Source organism: Alteromonas sp. 76-1, assembly GCF_900654235.1.
Classification (GTDB): Bacteria; Pseudomonadota; Gammaproteobacteria; order Enterobacterales; family Alteromonadaceae; genus Alteromonas; species Alteromonas naphthalenivorans.
This window is the reverse complement of sequence record NZ_LR136958.1, coordinates 671,314-695,066: the sequence shown is the minus strand read 5'-3', so window position 1 is coordinate 695,066 and position 23,753 is coordinate 671,314. Positions and strand designations below refer to the sequence as shown.

Annotated in this window: 19 protein-coding genes; 9 read left to right on the top strand and 10 right to left on the bottom strand. The window is 44.7% G+C overall.

Annotated elements, in window-relative coordinates; genetic code table 11:
* The first annotated feature begins 89 nt into the window (after positions 1 to 89).
* Positions 90 to 1,139, top strand: a complete 1,050-nt coding sequence (locus ALT761_RS02955; protein ID WP_232043522.1) for a hypothetical protein — start codon at positions 90 to 92, stop codon at positions 1,137 to 1,139.
* 80 nt (positions 1,140 to 1,219) lie between these two features.
* On the opposite strand, the gene ALT761_RS02950 is transcribed toward ALT761_RS02955, so the two are convergent.
* Entirely contained in the window at positions 1,220 to 2,617 is a 1,398-nt protein-coding gene (locus ALT761_RS02950; RefSeq protein ID WP_129736360.1) for a PhoH family protein, read from the bottom strand.
* Between the two features lie 372 nt (positions 2,618 to 2,989).
* On the opposite strand from ALT761_RS02950, the gene rapA reads away from it, so the two are divergent.
* From rapA to ALT761_RS02920, 6 genes are all read left to right on the top strand, one after another.
* Positions 2,990 to 5,818: an RNA polymerase-associated protein RapA gene (gene rapA / locus ALT761_RS02945; protein ID WP_129736356.1), complete on the top strand. Its 2,829-nt coding sequence runs from the start codon at positions 2,990 to 2,992 to the stop codon at positions 5,816 to 5,818.
* A complete protein-coding gene (locus tag ALT761_RS02940; RefSeq protein WP_129736353.1) occupies positions 5,818 to 6,618 on the top strand; it encodes a pseudouridine synthase in 801 nt (266 codons plus the stop codon). Before rapA ends, ALT761_RS02940 begins: the two co-directional genes overlap by 1 nt.
* 127 nt (positions 6,619 to 6,745) lie before the next feature.
* Complete coding sequence (locus tag ALT761_RS02935; RefSeq protein WP_129736350.1) at positions 6,746 to 7,612, top strand: DUF3530 family protein; 867 nt, start codon at positions 6,746 to 6,748, stop codon at positions 7,610 to 7,612.
* Positions 7,613 to 7,748: 136 nt separating this feature from the next.
* Positions 7,749 to 8,072 (top strand): hypothetical protein, encoded by a 324-nt coding sequence (locus tag ALT761_RS20910; protein ID WP_013785507.1) that lies wholly within the window; start codon positions 7,749 to 7,751, stop codon positions 8,070 to 8,072.
* Positions 8,073 to 8,190: 118 nt separating this feature from the next.
* On the top strand, positions 8,191 to 9,528 hold the full coding sequence (locus tag ALT761_RS02925) for an AmpG family muropeptide MFS transporter (protein WP_232043520.1): 1,338 nt from the start codon (positions 8,191 to 8,193) through the stop codon (positions 9,526 to 9,528).
* Between the two features lie 244 nt (positions 9,529 to 9,772).
* A complete protein-coding gene (locus ALT761_RS02920; RefSeq protein ID WP_129736344.1) occupies positions 9,773 to 11,959 on the top strand; it encodes a hybrid sensor histidine kinase/response regulator in 2,187 nt (728 codons plus the stop codon).
* An 83-nt stretch (positions 11,960 to 12,042) separates the two neighbouring features.
* On the opposite strand, the gene ALT761_RS02915 is transcribed toward ALT761_RS02920, so the two are convergent.
* From ALT761_RS02915 to rppH, 7 genes are read right to left on the bottom strand one after another with little or no spacing between them, the layout of a single operon-like run.
* Positions 12,043 to 13,002 (bottom strand): sensor domain-containing diguanylate cyclase, encoded by a 960-nt coding sequence (locus ALT761_RS02915; RefSeq protein ID WP_129736341.1) that lies wholly within the window; start codon positions 13,000 to 13,002, stop codon positions 12,043 to 12,045.
* On the bottom strand, positions 13,002 to 14,027 hold the full coding sequence (locus ALT761_RS02910; RefSeq protein WP_126873170.1) for a response regulator: 1,026 nt from the start codon (positions 14,025 to 14,027) through the stop codon (positions 13,002 to 13,004). Before ALT761_RS02910 ends, ALT761_RS02915 begins: the two co-directional genes overlap by 1 nt.
* A 9-nt stretch (positions 14,028 to 14,036) precedes the next feature.
* Positions 14,037 to 14,870 (bottom strand): thymidylate synthase, encoded by an 834-nt coding sequence (locus ALT761_RS02905; RefSeq protein ID WP_129736338.1) that lies wholly within the window; start codon positions 14,868 to 14,870, stop codon positions 14,037 to 14,039.
* A 12-nt stretch (positions 14,871 to 14,882) separates the two neighbouring features.
* On the bottom strand, positions 14,883 to 15,686 hold the full coding sequence (lgt, locus tag ALT761_RS02900; RefSeq protein ID WP_129736335.1) for a prolipoprotein diacylglyceryl transferase: 804 nt from the start codon (positions 15,684 to 15,686) through the stop codon (positions 14,883 to 14,885).
* Positions 15,687 to 15,690: 4 nt separating this feature from the next.
* Positions 15,691 to 16,497 carry a sulfite exporter TauE/SafE family protein gene (locus tag ALT761_RS02895; RefSeq protein WP_129736332.1) on the bottom strand — a complete coding sequence of 269 codons (807 nt, stop codon included), beginning with the start codon at positions 16,495 to 16,497 and terminating at the stop codon, positions 15,691 to 15,693.
* Positions 16,498 to 16,556: 59 nt separating this feature from the next.
* Positions 16,557 to 18,848, bottom strand: coding sequence for a phosphoenolpyruvate--protein phosphotransferase (ptsP, locus tag ALT761_RS02890; RefSeq protein ID WP_129740548.1), 2,292 nt, complete (start codon positions 18,846 to 18,848; stop codon positions 16,557 to 16,559).
* 56 nt (positions 18,849 to 18,904) lie between these two features.
* The gene (gene rppH / locus ALT761_RS02885; protein ID WP_041453052.1) at positions 18,905 to 19,447 is read right to left on the bottom strand and encodes an RNA pyrophosphohydrolase; all 543 of its coding nucleotides are present in this window, start codon (positions 19,445 to 19,447) and stop codon (positions 18,905 to 18,907) included.
* A 116-nt stretch (positions 19,448 to 19,563) separates the two neighbouring features.
* Here rppH and mutH point away from each other — a divergent pair, with 116 nt between their 5' ends.
* Positions 19,564 to 20,238, top strand: a complete 675-nt coding sequence (gene mutH, locus ALT761_RS02880; RefSeq protein ID WP_129736329.1) for a DNA mismatch repair endonuclease MutH — start codon at positions 19,564 to 19,566, stop codon at positions 20,236 to 20,238.
* Between the two features lie 61 nt (positions 20,239 to 20,299).
* Here the strand turns inward: mutH and ALT761_RS02875 are convergent, their stop codons facing one another.
* Positions 20,300 to 21,385 (bottom strand): helix-turn-helix domain-containing protein, encoded by a 1,086-nt coding sequence (locus ALT761_RS02875; RefSeq protein WP_129736326.1) that lies wholly within the window; start codon positions 21,383 to 21,385, stop codon positions 20,300 to 20,302.
* A 36-nt stretch (positions 21,386 to 21,421) separates the two neighbouring features.
* Positions 21,422 to 22,927, bottom strand: coding sequence for a CYTH domain-containing protein (locus tag ALT761_RS02870; RefSeq protein WP_129736323.1), 1,506 nt, complete (start codon positions 22,925 to 22,927; stop codon positions 21,422 to 21,424).
* A gap of 177 nt (positions 22,928 to 23,104) precedes the next feature.
* On the opposite strand from ALT761_RS02870, the gene ALT761_RS02865 reads away from it, so the two are divergent.
* The gene (locus ALT761_RS02865; RefSeq protein ID WP_129736320.1) at positions 23,105 to 23,707 is read left to right on the top strand and encodes a TIGR04211 family SH3 domain-containing protein; all 603 of its coding nucleotides are present in this window, start codon (positions 23,105 to 23,107) and stop codon (positions 23,705 to 23,707) included.
* The last annotated feature ends 46 nt before the right edge of the window (positions 23,708 to 23,753 follow it).

Sequence of the window (23,753 nt, the reverse complement as noted above, 5' to 3'; positions counted from 1 at the left end):
TATGCCTGCGAACGCATACTGAATTAATCAGCTACGCGGCATATTGTCAGCAGCACATTGGTCGTCACACCAAAACGAAGGTTACATTTATGGGGCAAATAAGTATGGGGCAAATAAGTCGTCTTTGTCAGCAAACGGCCTTGTATGTCACAGGTTTGCCAACTCGACTATCTAAGTCGCTAGTGCTTTCGACTGCCTTGCCACTTAGTTTTGCGCTTCTTCTTTGCTTTGCCCCTATCGCCACTTACGCTGCTCAACTCTCTTTCAACAAAACCGTCTCGACTGATGATATACAGTTTAAATATCGATGGTTAGATAGTGAAGGTATTGAGCAATCCATTGCATTCTCTTTGCCCAATAGTGCATTAAAGGTCGCGCCTACCACACAGGCCAACTATAAACCCGAAATAGCCCAACGTTACGTTACCGTATCGCTACTTAAAGAGGCTAAGAAGGTCGACCCACGTGAAGCAGTGGTGTCTGTTTCCAATGAAAACGACGCTATTAATATTAAGGTTACATCAACAAAACCAAATAAAGCTGACCAGATATTATCTCAGTTAAAAAGTGTGCAGCGTACCGCTTATACTGACTATCTTGATAAACACTATTACACTCGGTTCACCACGCTTTTTAACCAGCAAGCGGTAAAGCCTGATCACCTTCGTTATGTTGCACAAACGTTTGAATCACTTAGACCTATCTCGGAAGCGTTTTACGACAAAGTAGATCGAATTGAAAATAACCGTGCTTACTTACAATTGATGACTAGCTGGGTACAAAGTATTCCTTATGATTCCCTTGAAGACAGAGTTGCCAGTAATGGTTCTGGGTTTGCGCCTCCACTAGGGTTACTGATGCAAAATAGGGGGGACTGCGACAGTAAGGCGGTTTTAACTGGCGCGCTGGTACGTGCCTTTCTTCCTTCCACCAACATCGTTATGGTTTTTCTTCCCCATCATGCGTTATTAGGGGTAGCTATCAATGCCGTTCCTGAAGACGAGAAATTAGAGGTTGAGGGTGAGACTTATGTACTGTTTGACCCAACAGGCCCAGCCCTTATCCCCTTTGGCGATATTTCAGATGACACGAAACGCTACATCTCTACCGGCCGTTATCAAGTGGAGAAAATTGACTAAAACAAAAAGCGCATTCGCAGCTTGAGCCACGAACACGCTTAGTCTTATTTTAGTGTTACTGATTTGCTTACACGTAAAAACTAAAGATTCTCTTCCGCAAAGCTGGCTAAGCGGCTTCTTACTACACCATCTAAGTTTAAGGTTGCACTGCCCGAGAAGTCTTTAAACTTCTCTACTAAGTAGGTTAGTCCTGAAGTCACAGCGCTTAAGTAATTACTGTCTATTTGGGCCAAGTTTCCGCCCACAATAATCTTAGTACCTTCACCGCATCGGGTGATAATGGTTTTAAGCTGTGATGCCGTTAAATTCTGCGATTCATCTAAAATAACAATTGAGTTTTGAATGCTTCGCCCCCGCATAAAGTTAACCGACTTATACTGAATGTTGGCTTTTTCCATGATGTAGTTCATAGAGCCTTTCACGTTTTCATCGTGTTTATGCAGCACTTCTAACGAATCAGTAATGGCTGCTAACCATGGCAACATTTTCTCTTCTTCGGTTCCCGGTAAGAAACCAATCGACTCAGCTATTTCTGGGGTGCTACGTGTTACGATTATCTTATCGTACATGTTGCGCTCTACCACCATTTCAAGGGCGGCGGCTAGGGCCAATAGGGTTTTACCGCTACCGGCAGGACCGGTAAGGATCACTAAGTCGATGTGTGGGTCGAGTAGCGCATGAAGCGCCATGGCTTGACCAATATTCTTTGGCGTTATTCCCCACGCATGACGGCCCATTAAGCGCTCATAGCCTAAATCAAGCACCTCAAGAGAGTCGCCGTTAATAGCTTCAACCAGTCCAGCAAACTCGTTGCTTTCATCGAGTAAAAACTCGTTTATGTAAGCTTCTGGCAGCATGGCTTTGGGAATGGTATGAATGGTATCGCGACCTTCAGTGCGACTGTCTACACTTTTCACCTTGTCCCAGAAGTTGCCCTCAAAGCGATGGAAACCCCGAGAGAGATATTTAATATCACTAATAAGTTGGTCGGTGCGATAATCTTCAACATGCGCAAGACCTGCGCCTTTCGCTTTAAGACGCATGTTGAGGTCTTTAGTGACTAACACCACTTGTTGCGGTGCATTCGCTTTTTGTAAATGCAACGCCACATTAATGATGCGGTTGTCGTTCTCATTACTGGTGAACACTTGCTGCGATTGCGCCATGCTCAAATCAGTATAAATAGACAAAGAACCTGTCGGCGCTGTTTCACCTGCGCCCATTCCAACCATAGACACACCGGCCACCATATTTTCAGGTGACGCATCGTGCAGTAAGTCTTCCATTGCACGAATAGATACTCGCGCATCTCGGGCAACGTCTTTCTTACTGTCTTTGATGTAATCTAGTTCTTCAAGCACGGTCATTGGTACAACGACATCGTGTTCTTTAAAGGAGAGAAATGCGTGAGGTTCGTGCAGCAGAATATTGGTATCGAGGACGTATATTTTTGTATCAGTGGAATTTTTTCTTGGCATCCTTTACTCCGGTAAATAAGGCCAGGCACACACAACAAATTAGCGTGCTAGGAACAGTTCCGCTGAAGGAGGAGAAGTTGTCGCTCGAACAGGACTTCCACTCCTTGTCGCGTCGACCGAAAAGTGGCAGTAACCTAAACACCGCCACTTCACACGCTTGCCCAACAAACAATCACAAGCGCTAAATCCACCATAATCCAGATTTTCATTATTAGCACTGTTTTTCTGCTAAATATTTTTTCTTGTGTACCTACTCTCCTCCTCCAACCACACTGTTCAACCCAAGATTAAAACGCGCAAATGGGCTAGTATTAATGACTTATTAATACACAATGCGTACAATACCGCCCCCGCAAAAAAGGTTGGTGATTTATGAGTTCAGGAAATCCGTTTTCCATTGGTCAGCGTTGGTTAAGTAATTCTGAAACCGAATTAGGTTTAGGCGCTGTTATTAGTGTTGATTTTCGCTCAGTTGAGTTGTTTTTCCCTGCCACGGGAGAAGCGCGAATGTATACAAAGCAAGACGCACCATTGACCCGTTTGGTATTCGATATTGGCGAAACCGTGAAAAGCCAAGACGGCTGGCAAATGACTATCTCTGAAATTGAAGAAAGTCAGGGCGTTTGCATTTATTTCGGCATTCGCGAAGACACCAAAGCACAAGTTCGTCTTTCTGAAACCTTACTTGATCACCACATTCGATTAAACCAACCTGAAAGGCGATTGTTCAGCGAACAACTCGACCACCCTAAGTGGTTCGACTTGCGCCTAAACGCACTAAATCACCAATACGATTATTTACGCTCTAGCACACTTGGTTTAGCCGGCGCACGTATTTCCCTTATTCCCCACCAGCTACACATTGCCTCTGAAGTGGGTAGCCGTCATGCACCGCGTGTTTTACTTGCCGATGAAGTTGGCTTAGGTAAAACCATTGAAGCTGCACTTATTATTCATCAGCAGCTTCGTACCGGTCGTGCGCAGCGAGTGCTAATTTTAGTGCCAGATTCATTGGTGCATCAGTGGCTGGTTGAAATGCTACGCAGAATTAACCTGCCTTTCGCTATTTTTGACGAAAGTCGATGCGAAGCCTTAGATGATGACGGTGAAACTAACCCCTTTGATAACGATCAGTTAGTGCTATGTAGCATCGATTTTTTAAGTCAGAGCGAAAAGCGTCAGCAACAAATTCAAGCGGCATCGTGGGATTTAATGGTGGTTGATGAAGCCCATCACCTTGCGTGGTCTGCCGATGCGCCCTCTGCTGAGTACACTTGCGTAGAAGCGTTAGCCAATGAAACCCCAGGGGTATTGCTGCTTACTGCTACCCCTGACCAGCTAGGCCATGAAAGCCACTTTGCTCGCTTGCGTTTACTCGACCCTGCCCGCTTCCATAGCTACGAAGCCTTTTTAACCGAAGAGTCGCGTTACAGTCAGCTTGCAGACGCAGTAGCCCCTTTGCTTTCAGACACCACACCGGACGAAAAACAGCGCACTAAGCTAACCGACTTCGCCCCGGATGTGATGGAAAATGCAGGTGATTTAGCACAGCCTGAAGCACGCAGAGAGCTGGTGCATCAGCTTATCGATTGCCACGGCACGGGCAGAATGCTGTTTAGAAACCGCAGAGCCAACATTGAAGGCTTCCCTGACCGTGTACTACTTGGCTACCAACTTGAACTGCCAGAGGCTTATGAAAGTGCGGTAACCGGTGGTGATTTAACCCATGCATTATACCCTGAGCGTATGCCTAGTGTAGTGAATAGCTGGATGGATGAAGATCCTCGCGTAGGCTGGTTGCTTGATTTTATGCAATCGGTAAAACCCGAAAAGATATTACTGATTTGTGCCAGTGCACGTACCGCACAAGAACTTGGTGAAGTCATTCGCACTCAAACCGGTGTTCGTCATAGCGTATTCCACGAAGGCATGAGCATTGTTGAGCGAGATAAAGCGGCTCACTATTTTTCAGACGAAGAAGACGGCGCGCAAATATTGCTGTGTAGTGAAATTGGCAGTGAAGGTCGTAACTTCCAGTTTGCCCATCACTTGGTGTTGTTCGATTTACCCGTTACACCAGATTTACTAGAGCAGCGAATTGGTCGCCTAGATCGTATCGGTCAAACTCAAACCGTTGAAATTCATGTACCTTATTTGAAAAACACGGCTCAGCACGTGTTGGTGGATTGGTATCATGAAGGGTTGAATGCGTTTGAGAAAACCTGCCCTACTGGATCAGGCGTGTTTGACGACGTAAAAACCTTGTTGATTGGCGCGTGTTTGCACCCACACGACCTTCATACCCGTGATGAACTTATCAACTTAAGTACCACATTAAATAGCCAGCTAGTAGCACAGCTAGAAGCGGGTCGTGACCGTTTATTAGAGCTTAATGCATCGGGTGAAGGCCGTGTTGAACAGTTACTTGAAGACATCATATTGCTTGATAACTCGCAAGATTTGTCTCGCTTTATGGGCCGACTATTTGATGCTATTGGTGTTCAGCAAGAAGAAAAAGGCAGCGATTGCTTTATTCTAATGCCAACCGAATCTATGGTTAGTCAATTACCAGGTCTCGATCCTGAAGGCATGACGGTAACCTATAAACGCCGCGTGGCTACCACCTTGGAAAATGTTCAATTCTTAAGTTGGGATCACCCTCTTGTACATACCGCTATCGATTTAGTGCTTAGTGATGTGCATGGTAAGAGCAGCATTGGTTTTATTGCCGACCCTGGCTTACCCAAAGGCGCTTACTGGTTAGAGGCGTTATTTGTATTAGATGCTAACGCCCCTAAAGCGTTGCAACTTGGCCGCTTTTTACCGCAAACGCCACTGCGCATTTGTTTAGATGCGCAAGGCAACCAGGTAGATTTAACCTTTGACGTGAAGCGTAAGGTAAACCGAAAAATTTCGCACCAGCTGATAAAAGCACTGCATCAACCGCTTACTTTAGCAATTGAAAACAGCCGTAAACTGGCACATCAACAAGCGAATCAAAAACTGCATGATGCACTGCAAGACATGCATAAAACGCTAAACAGTGAAATTCAGCGTTTAGTCGATTTGCAAAAGCGTAACCCGTCAGTACGTGACAGTGAAATTGAATTTATTGAAAACCAAATGAGTGCCTTAGACAAAGTAATACAAGGCGCGGACGTACAGTTTGATGCATTACGTTTAGTGGTGAACAATCCTTAATGGCTAATCCTGCATTTGTATATAACCCGCCGCTACAGCCTTATTTAACTATTCTCTACCAAGATGATGACATCTTGGTAGCGAATAAGCCCAGTGGCTTATTAAGTGTGCCCGGTAAAGCAGAAGAACATAAAGACTCGCTTATAAGCAGAGTAAATACCGTGTTTCCTACGGCCACTGTGGTACATAGGCTTGATATGGCAACATCGGGCATTATGGTGATGGCGCTAAACAAAGAAAGCCATCGGCATATTTCAAAGCAATTTGAATTACGCCAAACCAAGAAGCGCTATTTCGCCCGAGTTTTTGGCAAGGTTAAAAGCAACCAAGGGGAAGTGAACTTACCCCTTATTTGTGATTGGCCTAATCGCCCGAAGCAAATGGTGGATTATGAGCGCGGCAAAAAAGCCCTGACCCATTATGAAGTGGTAGAGGTAACGTCTGACGAATCACATCAAGTGGTTAGTTCAAAAAATGATACTAGCTTCGGCACTAGCCCTGGCGTTAACTCCCCCATTAGCACCGTGGCGGGCGAGGAAAACGAAACCCTAGTAGCTTTATACCCAGTTACAGGGCGCTCTCACCAACTTCGCGTCCATATGCTTGAGTTAGGTCACCCTATCTTAGGCGATAGGCTTTATGCCCATGATGAAGCGCTAGGTATGGCTGAACGATTGCAGCTGCATGCAGAAAGCTTGAGCTTTGCACATCCTGCATCGCAAGATTGGTTAACGTTTCAAACGCCTATTCCGTTCACTGCTTATGCCCACTACACCCCCGCTCCACTGTCTATAGATTAAGACTTACGGGCGCTAATTAGTAACCTGCTACACCCATTTTTTCATAAGCGGTTGACTCATAAAGCACTAAAATACTCTTGGTTCGAACTGAAGTTTTCACAGGTTTGGCCGATAATAAGAATGTTGAATGCTTTATTGGTACGCCATGTTACGTTTATCTCGTTTTCTTGTGGTGGGTTGCAGCTTATTATCTTTTTTGCTGTGTTCTGTGCCTTATGCGCAAGGGCAAAGCTTGTATGAGGATATTACCCACGCTTTTTTACCCGATGACATTACTTATGTAATGGCTGGGGAAATCCGCGTGCCTATTTTTGAGAGCCCCTCAGCATTACCTATTTCACGCGGCGCCGCCATTATTTTAGCTGATGCCTCGCCTAGCGGTCTTTCCATAGGGGATGCACGTCATTTAGCCAGCTTACTTAATGCCAAAGGGTGGCATGCGGTGGTTAGCCCAGTTTCATTCACGCTAGAAGAAGACCCTGAGCTTCCCGTCGATGAAGCCATTCACCCGAAAACTGACAGTCGACTTCAACGACAAAGTTACGTGTCGTCCAGCCAACACTTAACCATATTAGTTAATGCGCTAAACACTCACCTTGAAAGTCATCAGGGCTTTAGAATGAACATTGCCTATGGCATGCAAGCAGCGCAGTTACTAGATTTAGGTTCTAAAGGCATTATTCCTTCACCAGACACTTTGGTCGCCATCACCCCCTTTTGGCCGAATGCCGACATAAACCGCGGTGTACCTGAATTTATTGCCGGAACGGAATTTCCGGTGTTAGACTTGTCAATTAACGACACCAATACGTGGGCGTCGCAAACCCAAACGAAACGAAAACAACTTGCCACCACTTCCCTCAAACTGCACTACAGACAGCAGTCTCTATCCATTCAAAATTCAGCCTTTGGTCTAATGGACAATGAAAATAGCACTAAAATTCAGTTTATTGCTGGCAGCGTTCTTGGATGGGCTCAACATTTAGGCTGGTAATTAGGATCTAAACCAACTAGTCTAATTTATAGCTTAAAACAGTAACCTATCTTATTTGCCTTGGGTTTCACGAGGTATCACTGGGTGTTCTGAACTATAATTCATTTTAATCTTTAATAACGGCGGCTGTGTGTCTATGACTGTTCAAACATTCGTAAACAAAAAGGCCAAGCAGCTGTGTTTTTATCTGAGGTCATTTTGGCAAGGAGAGCTTCCGGTCGAGGAGATCGAACTATTCTTTTGGGATAGTATGGAAGAATGGGGCCAGATAGAGTACACATTTACCCAACCTTACACCTATAAGGAACGGGTCTTTTGGCATTTGCTCCATCAAGTCCATTTTTGGCAAGAAGATAAGTTACGTTCAGATAAATATCTCGTCGATGAGTTAATGAACTGTGTATTGTTCTTAGAAGGTAAAGGGCACTGCCCCATCGACTGTGTAGGTATCCGCCCCTAGCGGCTTTCGTTATTCATTAATTTATCAGTGATTCAACCCTTTATTGCTCGTTTTCATTGAAACTCAAGCGTGATCATGGCTCAATATGAATGGATCACGCTTTGGCCATGGAACGCATTTGTTAGACTCTCTCAAAACTTATCACGACCGTCGTTACCTCAGTATATTTCTATTTGGCATTACCAGTGGTTTTCCATGGATTATGATCGGCTCAGTGCTGTCGGCCTGGCTGAAAGATGAAGGCTTATCTCGGTCAGCTATTGGCTTGTTTGGTGCTATCTTTGCGGTCTATTCATTCAATTTTCTTTGGTCTCCTTTAATTGACCGCGTAAAACCTCGCTTTCTTGGCCAGCGTCGAGGCTGGATTTTCATCATGCAAGGCGGCATAGCCCTGTGTTGTGCGTTAATGACACAATTATCAGCCAATAGTCACTTGTTTTATTTGGCATTGGTGGGTTTACTCATCGCCATTTTTTCTTCTACTCAAGATATTGCGATAGATGGCTATCGAATTGATGTTATTGAAGAAAATGACAATGATGGTTTGTCTGCTGCATCTTCCGTTGCCACCGCAGGATGGTGGACGGGCTATGGTGGACTTGGCGCCATTCCGTTTTTTATTGCGGACAATAGCAGCTGGTACTGGCCTGACATTTACGGTTTACTCGCCCTGTTTATGCTTGTACTTATGGTCAGCACGGTGTTTGCCAAAGAGCCAGACATAGATCGGGACCTATTGCGTAGCCAAGCGGTAGCGAACCCAGCACACAGTAATACAGGCGAAGCGTCTTCTAAAATAGCGCTTTGGTTTAAACAAACCTTAGTGGCCCCCTTTTCTGAGTTTTTCTCACGCAATGGCGTAAAACTCGCTTTGTCGTTTTTACTGTTTATATTCTTGTTTAAAATAGGAGAAGCCTTCTTAGGAAGAATGAGTATCGTTTTTTACAAAGAAATTGGTTTTTCAAATAGCGATATCGGCACTTACTCAAAGCTGCTCAACTGGTGGGTAACCATTATCTTTTCTCTGATAGGTGGGCTAGTTAACATTCGCTACGGCATTTACAAGGGGTTAATGACTGCCGGCATTGCTATGGCGGCTTCCAACCTTATGTTCTCACTTATTGCCACTACCGGGCCTGATGTTACCCTTCTGGCCGCTGCGGTCATTATCGACGGCTTTACGGCTGCTTGGAGCACAGTGGCCATGGTCGCTTTTATCTCCCTTTTGTGTAATCGCGCCTTCAGTGCCACTCAATATGCGCTTATGGCATCGTTGAGCGTAGCGGGAAGAACCTTAGTGGCCTCTAGTAGTGGATTCGTGGTTGATTTCCTTGATGGTAACTGGAGCCAGTTCTTTGTTATTACCGCACTGATGGTTATTCCTAGCCTGCTGTTCCTACACAATATTCGCCATAAAATTACGCATTTGGAAAAATCTAAAACTTCTAAGCAATAACGTTGCAATAACTCAATTCCCATCTAAAGTTAAACTACCGTGCATATAAGCAATAACGAGGCATTAGGTTCGCAAGGTAATGGTCTAAACTAGCCATAAAATAAGCTTACTTGGCTTCAAGATAGCCGATTAAAACGCAGTAGAAGTTGGCTTGGTTCAAGCCCGATGGTTAAGTGAAAAGCCAGTAACGGCAAAGAAATAACCAAGAAAATGCCAAAAGTAGGCGTAGTAGCATGGAGTCGCTATGAGCAAGAATGAAGTACCAGTTTACGAAGAAAAGCATTGGAATTTATACATCGCTACCGGGTTTGCCGTAGTCATATTGTGTTTTTTTGCTTACCTATACCACTTTTTACACACCCATTACACGTTGTCGCAATCGTTAAATGCGAGCAACTCACTTCATCATGCACTCATTGAAATAGAACATCATATAGAGACACTTGCTAAGCCAAAATCTTCTGACGAAACAGCCACTATCCAAAGGGAATTAATGCCCCTTGCCGTTGAAGCAAAGTACCACTTTCAACATGCTTTTTTAATTGACGATGCGCATTTTAATGACTTTAATACCCAAGCGCTTAGTCTCGAAGACTATATCAAAGAGCAACAAAGAAGCATCTCACTTATCCTTCCCGAGCAGGTTAAAGTCACCCTGAATTTACTACGCACCATTATTGATTTACCCCCTAGTGAAGTAGCGGATTATCTATCCCCCCCGCTTCAGCTTTCGCCAATCATCAGGGATATTCGACTTGAAGAACAAATCACCTTAAATCGGCTGAGTCAAAGCGCTCAAAACCTGAAGGTAAGCCTATTCGTGATTACCGCCTTATTAGCGCTTTCACTTATGGCGCTGTGGTTATTTGTATTTTCAACCATCAGTAAAAATAGAACTTCCTTGACTAAGAGTGAAGCGCGCGTTTCTTCGAAACATAAAGAATCCGAAGTCTTACTTGAGAATGAAAAGCGCGATTTTCTAAACTTAATGAGCCACGAGTTTAGAGGGCCGATCAGCGCCATCATTACTGCACTAGAACTTATTCCTAACATGAAACAGCAGCAAGGAAAGCTTATTCAACAAGCTGAGCAATCATGTTACCGACTGTTGAATTTAACCAATAATCTGCTCGATATCTTATCGATTGGTAGCGAGCAAGATAAGCACATCGGTCGTGTTGACCTCATCAGTTTACTTGATGAATGTATCTCCCCTTACTCTGTTCAAGTTAGAGGGAAAAAAGTCGAATTCACGATGCATTGTAATCATAGCGTGCCTCATTTTATCGAAGGAGATGCCGCTAACTTATCGAAAGTGATTTCTAACATATTAGACAATGCCGTTAAGTTTACCCCCAACGGCATTATTGATGTCAATATCACCACCTTGGTGAAAAACAAAAAAGTGTTTTTGGTCATAAAAATCAAAGACTCTGGACTAGGCATTGCAGATGACATAAAGCCTAAAATTTTTGAGCGATTTTTCCGTGGAGAACAGCCGCTAGATCATAGGTTTCCCGGTGCAGGTATCGGGCTCACCGTGGTACAAAAAAGTATTAATCAACTCGGTGGCAGCCTTTCATTTACTAGCCAAGAAGGCATTGGCACTGAATTTGTTGCCACTATACCCATTGCGCCTTTACAAGATACCGAATCACCCAAAACTAGCACTAGCAATGCGCGCTTCGCTATCGTTGATGATTTAGAAATTTCTCGACTGCATATTCAAAATATTATTACGGGCGAAGGATTTTCCGCCCGTTGTTTTGCTTCAGGCTCAGACCTACTAAGTCTGCATGATGAGCTACTACAATACACTGCCATTTTCGCCGATCTTTACATGCCGGGTATCGATGGCTTAGAGCTTACTCGAACACTTCATGCTATTTATGGAAAACGTACGCCCCCCATTGTGGTGTTATCGGCAACACCGGATATTGCCAATGTGATTGCAAATAGCCAATTAGATATATGGCAGTCTTTTGTTAAACCTGTTGATAAGAACCGTATTGTGGATACCCTTCACCATTTGGCGCAACCGAGCAAGTCCGCCTATCAAGCAGTGAATCATGCCAAAATTCTGGTGGTAGAAGATGAACTTATCAATGCACAAATGCTAGAAAACATGCTGATATGCATGGGCCACTCGCCAAAGACTGTCACCAATGGTAATGACGCCATTATTCAGGCTCGTGAAGAGTCTTACGACGCTATTTTGCTAGATATTAATTTACCTGATATAAGCGGTTTAGAAGTGGCAAAAATCATTAAAGAGAAAAAGCCGAATATTCCTATTGTTGCTATTACGGCTAACGCACATAAAGACGATAGAAAGGCCTCTGAGCTTGCAGGTATTCGCTACCACTTGGTTAAGCCGGTTACCTTTCAAGAGTTGAAGAATACGCTAGGATTGACGCTGCTAAAGTTATAGAGCGTAGACGCAGAGTTAGTGTGTAATAAGCGCAGCACCAACTCTGTTTTATACTACCGAAAACGACGATGTAAATAGCAGCGTTACACTCCAACCAGCGCGCTAATACAGTATTTGTTTCGCCCGCTTTCTTTGGCTTCATAAAGCGCCTGATCGGCTTTTTCAAGCCAAGCCATAGAGCTTTTACTGTGAGGGTCGAATTCAGCTAAGCCTAAACTCACTGTAAAGGTAATTTCTTCACCATCATGCTCTACCACCAAACGCTCAGCCAAACGACGAATACGCTCAGCCACTATGACGGCTTTTTCAACGGAGGAATCGGTAAGAATAACGGCAAATTCTTCGCCGCCATATCGGCCTGCTAAATCAGTCTCCCGGACACAGCGCTTAATAAGGGCAGAAAGCATTTGAATCACTTTATCGCCTGCTTGGTGACCATAAGTATCGTTCACTTTTTTAAAGTGATCGATATCTAACATCATAGCGGTACTTGCCATATCTTGGCGCTTCGCTAACTTATAAGATTGCTCGAAACGCTCCTGCCAGTATCGACGATTAAACAGCCCTGTTAAGCCATCAATTCGACTGGCTGTTTTCAGCTCTTCATTCAGCCTTTCCATACCAATTTTGCTGAGTGCTTGGTCTGTTACGTCATACACTACGATACAGAACCTCTCAACCTCACCGGTTTCAGAAATTAAGGGAAATATGGTCACGTTTTGATACATGTAACTGGCTTGACAGGTAATGGGCCTATTGCCGCCAAATTTAAATAAATATTGGCGCTGTTCCCAAATAATAAATACAGGGCTTTTTAAGTTAAAGACCGGACCTGATTTAAGCCTTAACCATTTTTCATCTATTTCTGAAAAATGGTTGAACAACGAGGTGCCTTTAATATCGTGCGGTGGAATGGAAGAGTGGTTTTCCATGAATTTATTCCACTCCTCTACATTGAAATCTCTATCTAATACGACAATACCTACTTCGATAGAGTCGAGTAGTTCAGCAGGCAAATTTCCGTTTTGGGTGAGTGAAATCATTATGAAGCTTCCTTGTCTACATCCACTAAACGACCATAAATATGGTTCATCGCTTCATCGGGAAACAGCAGTAATAAGTCGAATGCAATATCTCTAGCTTTAATAGCGTAACCAATCTCGATTGCCATGACTTTGCCCCACTTCTTAACATTGTCGTTAAGTAATGCAGCTAGCCCCTGATGACGACCGAGCAATACAGGAAGCGTATGGCTAAATGACACGTTTAATTGTTCAGACAATCCATTTAGGCATGCGCCGATTAATATATTCGACACATCCATTAACGCTTCAAGTTCTAAGCTGCCAGTGGATTGGTGGGCATCGTATTTTAATAACTCAACAATGTTCTGCGAGTTAGTATCATTGAAGATAACCAGCGCTTCACCGCGAATTCCCGCACTGACAAAACCTTTCGATACTGCCGATACACAGTCATTGCGATTAATCTCGGCAATGGCCATCGACAGTTCGTTACTTTCTAGTAAATTGACATTGGGAATAGGCAGGTCGACAAACTCGCCCATAAGCTGCGCTAGACTTTCACCTGCTCGCCCCATAGCGATGTTCACCATTTCACGGTAAGCGTCTAGCTTGTCTTCCAGCGACGACGCATCGGTGTCTCTGGCAACGGCTTCTCGCTGTACTGCAGTCGAAACACCGCTATAAATGCCATAGGAGGATAAAATGTTGGTGAGTTTTTCGTTATCGATAGGTTTACGGATGAAATCAATGGCACCTAAGGCTAGCATTCGTTCTCGCGCTTGGGCTTGAACGTCTCCTGATACTACGATAACTAAGCAAGGTAGGTCTTCTTTTCGAATGGCTTCCATGGTTTCATAGCCATCCATGACCGGCATATTCAAGTCAAGAAAGACTACATCGCCTTTACCAGCACGTATAACCTCAAGCGCTTCTTGTCCATTACCGGCAAATGAAATCTCAACCTCCCAACTATCTGGGATACTGCGTGCCATTTGGCGTCGTGCAAAGCCTGAATCATCACATATAAGAATAGGTGTAGACACAAAACCTCCTTATATTGCGACAGGTGCTTTGATGTGAGGGTGAGACTGATAGCCTTTAAGCGTAAAGTCCTCAAAAGAAAAATCAAAAATGTCTTTCACGCTTTTGTTTAATTCCATAACGGGCGGCGCGAAAGGCTCTCGGCTTAACTGCAGGTCAACTTGCTCTAGATGATTACTGTATAAATGTGCATCACCTAAGGTCAGGATGAAATCACCTGGCTCAAGGTCACACACTTGGGCGATCATCATGGTAAGTAAGGCATAGCTAGCAATATTGAAAGGAATACCTAAGAAAATATCACCGCTGCGTTGATATAGCTGACAACTCAATTTGCCATCAAGTACATAGAATTGAAACATGGTATGACACGGTGGCAATGCTTGCTTACCCATACTCGCATTTTCACTTGGCGAATATTGCGTATCTGGCAATACCGACGGATTCCATGCACTGACAATAAGACGGCGAGAATCTGGGTTGGTTTTAATTTGATCAATCACATCAGCTATCTGATCGATTGTTGTGCCATCTCCATTGTCCCAACTGCGCCACTGCTTACCGTAAACAGGGCCCAGTTCACCCTCTTCTGTTGCCCAACCATCCCAAATGCTCACACCATTCTCTTTCAAATAAGCGATGTTACTTTCGCCTTTCAAGAACCATAGCAGTTCGTGAATAATAGATTTGAGGTGGCATTTTTTAGTGGTAACTAACGGAAAGCCTTGTTGTAAGTCAAACCGCATTTGATAGCCAAATACACTTAATGTGCCGGTTCCAGTGCGGTCTTCCTTTTTTACACCTGTATCACGTACATGGCGCATCAATGCGAGATATTCTTTCATCTTTCTTCTTATTTATTGTTTAGTTTGTTGCTGTTGGCGGGTGTAGGCGCGCACTATTAGCCCTATGCCTAATGCAATCATAGGTAAACATAATAGCTGCCCTTGGCTAAGCCCCATTTGGTATAAACCAATGTGAGCATCTGGCTCTCTAAAGTATTCCACGATAAAACGGAAACTCCCATAACCAAGTAAAAAGACACCACTTACCGCGCCAACCGGTCGAGGTTTAGCAGAATAAAGCCACAAAATAACAAACAATAATACACCTTCCAAGGCAAATTCGTACAGCTGGGAAGGGTGGCGAGGCACATTACCGGCACTGGGGAAAATAATCGCCCAAGGCACATCAGTGGTACGGCCCCATAATTCAGCGTTAAGGAAGTTTCCAATACGCCCTGCACCCAAGCCAATTGGCACTAGGGGAGCCACAAAATCACCTAAACGTAAAAACGTGGTTTTCATTCGCTTAGCCTGCCACATCAGCGCCACTAACACGCCAATAAGACCGCCATGGAACGACATGCCACCGGCCCATATTTTAAACAGGTAGAGTGGGTTATCTAGAAACATACCAAACTGGTAGAAGAACACATAACCAATGCGCCCACCTAATATCACACCAACAAAGCTCCAGAATAATAAATCACTAAGTTGATCGCGCGTCCATTCAGTACGAGACAAACGCTTTTGCGCTAGCAAATAAGCGGCAATAAAACCAACAAGGTACATCATGCCGTACCAACGGACACTCAATGGCCCGAGGCTAAAAATAATAGGGTCTATACTGGGAAAAACCAAATAACTGCTTTCAGCCATACGCTTAATTAATTCCTACAAACATTTTGATACTTACCAACACCAGCAAACACGCTAGCATTGCTTTTAAAACTCGAGTATTTACTCGCTGGCCCAGCTTAGCGCCGATACCTGCGGTAAATATTGATGTGGTGACAATACCTGCCGTGGCGGGCAAATATACGTAACCTAAACTCCATTGTGGCATCCCTGTTTGCTGCCAACCCGCAGCAACAAAACTGGCGGTGCCAAAAACCGCAATTAGCAGCCCACAAAATGCAGCGCAACCAATCGCCAATCTTATATTAATTCTGAACCACACCAAGGCAGGTACTAACAAGGCGCCACCGCCGATACCCATCAGTGCGCTAATTAGACCTGTACCACTACCTACACAACTTAGCACCCATGGAGATGCTTCACTGCCTGATGCTTTCTGCTTACCAAATATCATTTGTGCGGCGATAATAATCACCAAAACAGCAAAAATGTCTTTTAACAGTGCACCAGAAATATGGCTGGCAATTTGCGCCCCTAATATAGCACCTATGGCTATGCCCAACCCAGTATAAAGCACCGTGGGTTTATGGATATTACCTAAGCGATAGTGTGCGAACGCAGACGACATGCCCGTAAATATGATGGTAGAAAGTGAAGTAGCAATGGCCACCGGCACCACGGTCTCAACGGTCATACCAGCAAAGTGAATCAATAAGTAGGAGAGTACAGGAACGATGATAAGACCACCACCTATACCTAACATACCTGCTAATAGCCCGACGATCACGCCGAGGGCCAAGCAGCTTACAAAAATGATGGTTAACGGTTCCATTTAAAATCCTTTATCGCGCAGCAGAATCTAGCATTTACAACGCTAGCGCCATGCCTATTTTACGCACCTGCCCGTATTAACCCACCTAAGCCTTTTGTCTCTAAATATTCGTTTAAATGACCGAATACTTGTTCATGGCTTTGCGACGTTAACGCGAGAGAAAGAAGCTGTTTGCTTTCTGCCAGCGAAACCTTACGAATAAGCCAATTAATCTTTCGAATGTTGAATGCATTCATACTTAAACGACGATACCCCATGCCCATTAACAAAATGGCACCAGCCGGTTCACCGGCAATCTCGCCGCAGATAGTAACCGGGATTTGGTTCTCATTTGATTGCTGCACTATATCGTAAAGTGCAGCTAATACCGCCGGATGGTAACTGTTGTATAGCCCCGCCACGCGGGTATTGTTTCTGTCTACCGCCAACAAGTATTGGGTTAAATCGTTACTGCCCACCGAGAAAAAATCGACGTGTTTCGCAAGTTGTGGCAGTTGATACAATACCGAGGGTACTTCTAACATGATACCTAACTTAGGCCGCTGAAGTGCTTCACCCGACTCACAAACCTCGTCACATATCTCAAAGTAGGCTTGGTTAACTAAGCGCTTGGCTTCTTGCACTTCTGACACCGTGGATATCATCGGTAACATAATGCGTAAGTTCTTAAGCCCGATACTGGCTCTTAGCATGGCCCGAACTTGTACCAAAAATATCTCAGGGTGATCGAGTGTTAATCGTATGCCCCGCCAGCCTAAGAACGGATTCTCTTCATTGATGGGGAAATAAGGAAGAGGTTTGTCTCCACCCACATCAAGGGTACGCATGGTAATAGGTAATTCGGGGGCAGATTCTAAGATTTGTCGGTAAAGCTCAACTTGCTCTTGCTCAGAAGGAAAACGCTCCCGTAGCATAAAGGGAATTTCAGTACGATATAGACCAATACCCGAGCCAATATGGCCAGCATTAAGCTCGGCTTCTGCTGACAGGCCCGCGTTGATATATAGCGACATGCGGCAACCATCGACGCTTTCACAAGGCTGTCCGGCTTCGGCGTCTATACGCTCGGTTATCGCCGACTCTTCTTCAATTAGCTGAATAAATTCAGTTTTAATGTTTCGCTCTGGGGAAACAATAACTTCGCCCGCATAGCCATCAAGTAAAAGCTCTTTACCCTCAAGCAGTGCAGGAGACACATTCTGACACCCCATGACCGCAGGCACCCCCATTGCCCTTGCTAGAATAGCCGCATGAGAGTTGTTCGACCCACGAATTGAGATAATGCCTTTAAGCTTTTCTCTTGGAAACTCAGCTAGCATGGTTGCTGATACTTCATCGGCCACCAAAATACTGTCTTCGGTGGCGAGTTTCTCTACTAGCTTTTGCCCTTGCCCTTCGGTAAGAATGTTAGCCAAAATACGATCGGAAAGGTCGACGATATCAATGGCACGCTCTTGCATGTAAGGGTCGTCCATGGCACGAAACCGCGCAGCATACCCATCGACTACCATTTTAAGTGACGATGCAGCATCCCATCCTTGCCTTATTTTCTCTTCTACTTCGCGGCCTAAACTATTGGCATCAAGTAAATGATGATAAAGCTGAAATATGGATTTAACGTCATCTGGAATATCGTCATCTAAACTTTTCGATAATCCATCTACGTGTTGGCGCGTCACTTCCACGCCTTTACGGTAAGTTTGGATTTCGTCGTTTGGATTTTTACTGCGTTTAACAACCCAGTTTTTTAAATTAAGTGATTTATCAGGTGAAAAGCCTTTACCGATAGCAAGGCCGGGCGAGCCCGCAATACCAGAGACATTTTTTTGTAGAGCAATACTGTTCACACTGGCAGTATTGTTCAGTGCACCACGCATATCAGCGTTGGTAATTTCAAGCGCGAGCTGTGCTGCTAGGGTAACTAAGAAAGCTTCTTCGTCTTCACTGAAACGGCGCATTTCACTTTGCTGTAGGGTAATTACCCCTAACACTTTACGCTGGTGAATAATGGGCGTACCCAAAAATGCGTTGTAGTTTTCTTCTTTAACTTCTGGGTATTCTTTAAAGCGAGGGTGATGCTGAGCATTAACGATGTTGAGCGGTTCTTCGCGCTGACCGACTAAGCCAATTAAGCCTTCAGAAAAGCCAATATGAACTTGCTCTACTGCATCAGGGTGCAGACCGTCGGTAGCCTTTAGAATAAAGGTTTGTTTCTCGTAATCGGCAAGATAAATAGAGCATGAGTCTACATCTAGCGTTTGTTTAACGCGAGATGCCAGACGAAACAAGGCAGTATCTAGTGCAGGAATTTGATTCATTTCCTGCACGATACGTTTAAGCGTGGTTAACATTGCGCCTTTGTGACCCTGAGTGTCCAATCGCTACTCCCTATACTTTGCTCGTTCGCCTAGCCTCGCCTACGCTTTTTACCGCGCTTTTGCGACGACGTATTATGGCGCTGTTGTGGACGCTGTTGAGCAGCCATGACAACAGGGGAAAATTCCTTCATAACCCGACGGTAGACGTCTCGCTTGAACGACACGACATTTCTAATTGGATACCAATAGCTCACCCAACGCCAATCATCAAATTCTGGGTGCCCTGTTTTCAATACATTCACGTCCCGCTCATTACAGTCAAGCTGCAGCAGGAACCACTTTTGTTTTTGGCCTATACAGACCGGATTGCTTCCCTGACGAATTAATCGCTTAGGTAGCTTATATCTAAGCCAGTTACGTGTAACACTTAGAATGGTGACATCTTTCGGTGTCAAACCCACTTCTTCGTGCAGCTCGCGGTACATAGCTTGTTCGGCAGATTCCCCTTCATCAATTCCGCCTTGAGGGAACTGCCATGAATGTTGACCATAACGCCTTGCCCAAAATATTTGACCCATTTTGTTGCAAATCACTATGCCCACATTCGCACGGAATCCATCGGCATCTATCACATAGACTCCCGGGCACACTATACTTTTATATCTCTGCATTCTTCCATAATATATACACCATTCAAAGCATTAATCGAAATTCATGCTTTCCTTATAGAAAATTACTGAGCTTAACTATGCGTCCACCCGACTCTCCACCTGAAAATTCAACCACATTATTAGCGCGCTGTGACGCGATTGCAGGCTTAACCTTAGGGGAATTAGCAGCCATGGCTGACGTTGCCATACCAGAAAATTTACAGCGTCACAAAGGGTGGCCTGGTATGTTGATTGAGCGTTGGCTAGGGGCCAGTGCCGGCTCTAAGCCTCAACAAGACTTCCCTGAACTAGGCATTGAGCTTAAAACTATTCCCATCGATGCCAATTTTATGCCCCTTGAAACCACCTATGTTTGCTATGCACCTTTGTTGATGCAGCCAGGATTAACATGGGAAACAAGCAATGTGCGCAATAAAATTCAACAGGTGCTGTGGTTACCTATCGAGGGAGACAGACGCATTCCATTGGCGCAGCGCAGAGTGGCCAGTGCGTTTTATTGGCAACCGAGCGCACAAGAAGATGCTCTGTTAAAACAAGATTGGGAAGAGCTTACAGAGCAAATACTGACAGGCCATGTTGAATCAATCACTTCACGTCAAGGGGAGGCATTACATCTTCGCCCTAAGGCCGCTAGCGGCAAAGTATTAGCTGACGCCTTAGGTCCGCAAGGCGAGCGAATAAAAACGCGTCCTCGTGGCTTCTACTTGCGCAAAACCTTTACGCAGCAGGTGCTATACAACGCATTTAACTAGCCGCGTTTAACTATCCGCGTTTAACTCTAATGGTTTCGTAGATTAAATAAAGACTACTGAACTAGTGTGGCTCTTGGCTATTGCGTAGGTACTTTACCAACACATCGCCTAAAAACTTTTCAGAATTGAGGCCTAAGCGCTTCGCGACTTTCGCTATTTTGGCATCACTTCGCAGTAACACGTTTTTGGCATAGTCCAACCGGTACTGATACACAAAACCGCGAAAGTTTTTCTTAAGCTCTAACTGCAAAGCAATCGCCAGTGTGGTGGGATCTACCCCTGCCTCATCGCTAAAGTCTTTCAGTGTTAGCCCGAGCTTCTTGTAGTTTTTACCGTCAATCATGGTGCGCTTAGCTTCGCCAATGACCGCTCGCACTTCTGCTGGTTTTACCACGCCCTCATCCAGCCGCTCGTAATCTAACGGTGACGGAGACGTAGTCCTGGGAAAGGTAAGGCTGAATAACACCACAAGTAGAGAAACGCCAAGGGCCATATGGTGCAGGCTTTCCCAATAAGGCACGATAAAAAAGCCAAAGGTGGCAGCAGTCACCAGTAAAATACTGGCAAACGCGACAACAACCGTGTTTGCCATAACACTGGCAAGCCTTGGTACGCGAAACTCTTGAACGTCGACGGCCTGCTCGGGCAAATGCCTATGATACATTTGAATATGTTCAGTAATAAGAATGCCAATAAGCAGCACGCAGAACCCGGTAGTTAGCGAGGCTAAGTAAGCTGGCCACAACATTAATGGCTCGCCACTTGGAGAAGCTTCGAGCCACTGTAGCTTGTCTTCGGTGGGAATAAGCAAAATGGTTAATTGCAATACAGCCATTACCCAAAAAGGCACCCACAGTCGAGAACGCTTCGACGGATAAGCCAATAGCATAGGTTTTACCATTCTATAGCTACAGGTCATTAGTAGCACCGCAAAGACGTCTGATAGCCCATACAGTGGCGCCAGTTGGGTTAACTGCCACAACCGCATCCATTCATCTAACATGAAAATGGGCCAGCTTAGAATGGCCGCCGCTAGCCAAGGGCTTTGAGAGATGCGCTGACGATAATAAACAAATCGTACTACCACAATAAAATAGAAGAACAGCGCCGCATAAAGGGCGTAGTCATACACCATATTTGCTTTCACTTTACTACATCCTTGCTCGCGATTTACCTAGCATCATTACCAGTAAATATCTCGTTCTAACGCCACAGCGCGGGTTCGCTCCATGACTTTTACGAGCACGGACAGCTTGCTACTTGTCCACTTACTAAGTTCATCTTGTGTTTCTAATTCGGAGTCTTGTACTGCTTGGCGAAGCATAAGCAACGCATTAAGCTCCTCTATACCGGTTAACAAATCTAACCAAGGTGCTCTGAAATTACCCCGTTCTTCTACAAATAAGTCGCCGAGTAAAAAACCACTCCACAAGGTTTGTCGAAGCACGATCTCCACTAGCGTATAGTTCGCAGGCCCCATGGTTTTGCTGGCTGGCATACTTTGCTGCACCGTTTGCCACCCCTGGGACAACCATCCTTTGGCATGATCTAAAACCAGCAAATCATACCCTGTGGCTTCTCTACGCCATGGTTTAGCGTTTATTAAATCGATAGCTTGCAACTTAATATCGGTCGCCATACTGTCGAAAAATAAACTCGCGGGATCATGGGCATGCAATAGTCCGGCTTTACGCCCCTGCAAGTAACTGACAATTGCGGGGTGTTTGCTCAACGTTTTGTGAAATAAACTTTTTTTAGACAACAAATACCGCAAGCTTTGCAAATCGTCTTGCCATGCCCATTGCTGCGCATAAGCAATAAGCTTTTTATGTAACGCGAGCATTTCTGGGCATTGTAATACTGGTAAATACAAAGACACGCTTTGTAAAAGCAAACGTACGCTCTTTGCCACTTCAGCGAGGGTTTTAATAGAGCCACTTTCAATAAACACATGCTCATGGTGCTGCCAATGGGCTAAAGCCAATTGAAGCGCATTTGAAAAAGCTTCTTCAGTCGATGACTTTGGATTCAGTGGTAGAAATTCTGGCAAGGATTTTACTTTGGCATTAAAGCCATGCAGTAATTGATACCCCTGCGCCGCTTTAGACACATCACTTAGTCTGACATCCATGCAACTGTTGATATGCGTGGCTAATATAAATAGGCTGTCTAGGTCACCACTTTGTAGTTCTAGCTCAATCTCGTTAATGGGCGAACTGGCTTTGTCGGTAGCCGCCTCACCGCAATCAAGTACTACTTCTACGCGACTCTTCTCTACCTCTACGATATAAGCATGACGGGTAAAGTGGGTACTAAACTGCTTTTCCAATTTGCTGTTCATGCTGGGGATATTCCAGCTAGAAGGCCACACTGAATTATCGAACAGGGTTAAATCGGGCTCAGGAGCATCAAGATCAATATTGTATTCCGCACGCTGATGCAATCCACCACTGACTTTCCCATTGGTTTTTAAGGTTTGCTCGTAGCTGCCATTATTGCCGCGCACACGAAAACCCATCTTACTTTCTTGAAAATCGTGATTTACCGTATCGTAATAATCATTTTCAAGCCGAAGTTCGGTGTGGGAAATTAGGGTAATATTATTTCTTTCAAAAAGAGGAAGTACGCGGTCTTTGAATGCTTGGTGCGCACCATCTCGAGTAACAAATTTTAGTTCAATTTCAGACATATTTGCGCTGTGGCACACGTGATAATGATGCAACCTTACCTGTGTCCAAACTAATTCGCAATGACACCGTTAACTGGTTGCGATGAAATTAACCAGTAGACAAAAGTGGAACAAACTTGCCTTTATCGCGGTCAACCAATACCATCTCCATGTTTTAGACGAGTATTTGGACTACCTATGATTCGAAAGTGGTTAGCAGTTGCCCTTTTTGCATGCTCTTGCCAAGCGCTGGCTCTTCAAGAGAGCGATACGCTAGAAGCGTCGTCGTCGCACTATATTCGCGATGATTTATTTATTTTTTTACATACGGGCCCAGGCCGGAACTACCGTATTCTAGGGTCTGTAGAGGCCGGCACACCGATTACGGTGCTAGACCGTGATGCAGATGCAGAATTCACGCAAGTGACCGATGATGAAGGTCGTAAGGGGTGGGTTGAATCAAAGTATGTGACGACAGAAATGTCACAAGCTGAGAAGCTTCCTATGCTAAGTGAGCAGTTAGCACAAAGCCAAACCAGCTTACAAACTACTCAGCGCGAGAATGCGAACCTGCGTCAGCAGCTGAATGATGCGCGCCAGCAAATTACGCAACTCACAACGGATACTGAACAGCAAAGCAACGATATTAAACGCTTGAGTGCTCAGGTAGAAAGTGCCGATAAAGATGAATTGGTCACTTGGTTCACCCGTGGCGGTATGGTAGCTGGGATCGGTATTTTATTAGGTGTTTTGATTACCTATATGCCGAAAAAGCGTAACCGCAGTAAAGAGTGGATGTAATTTTTGCGAGCACTCGCGATAACGCTGGTACCAAAAATATAAATCG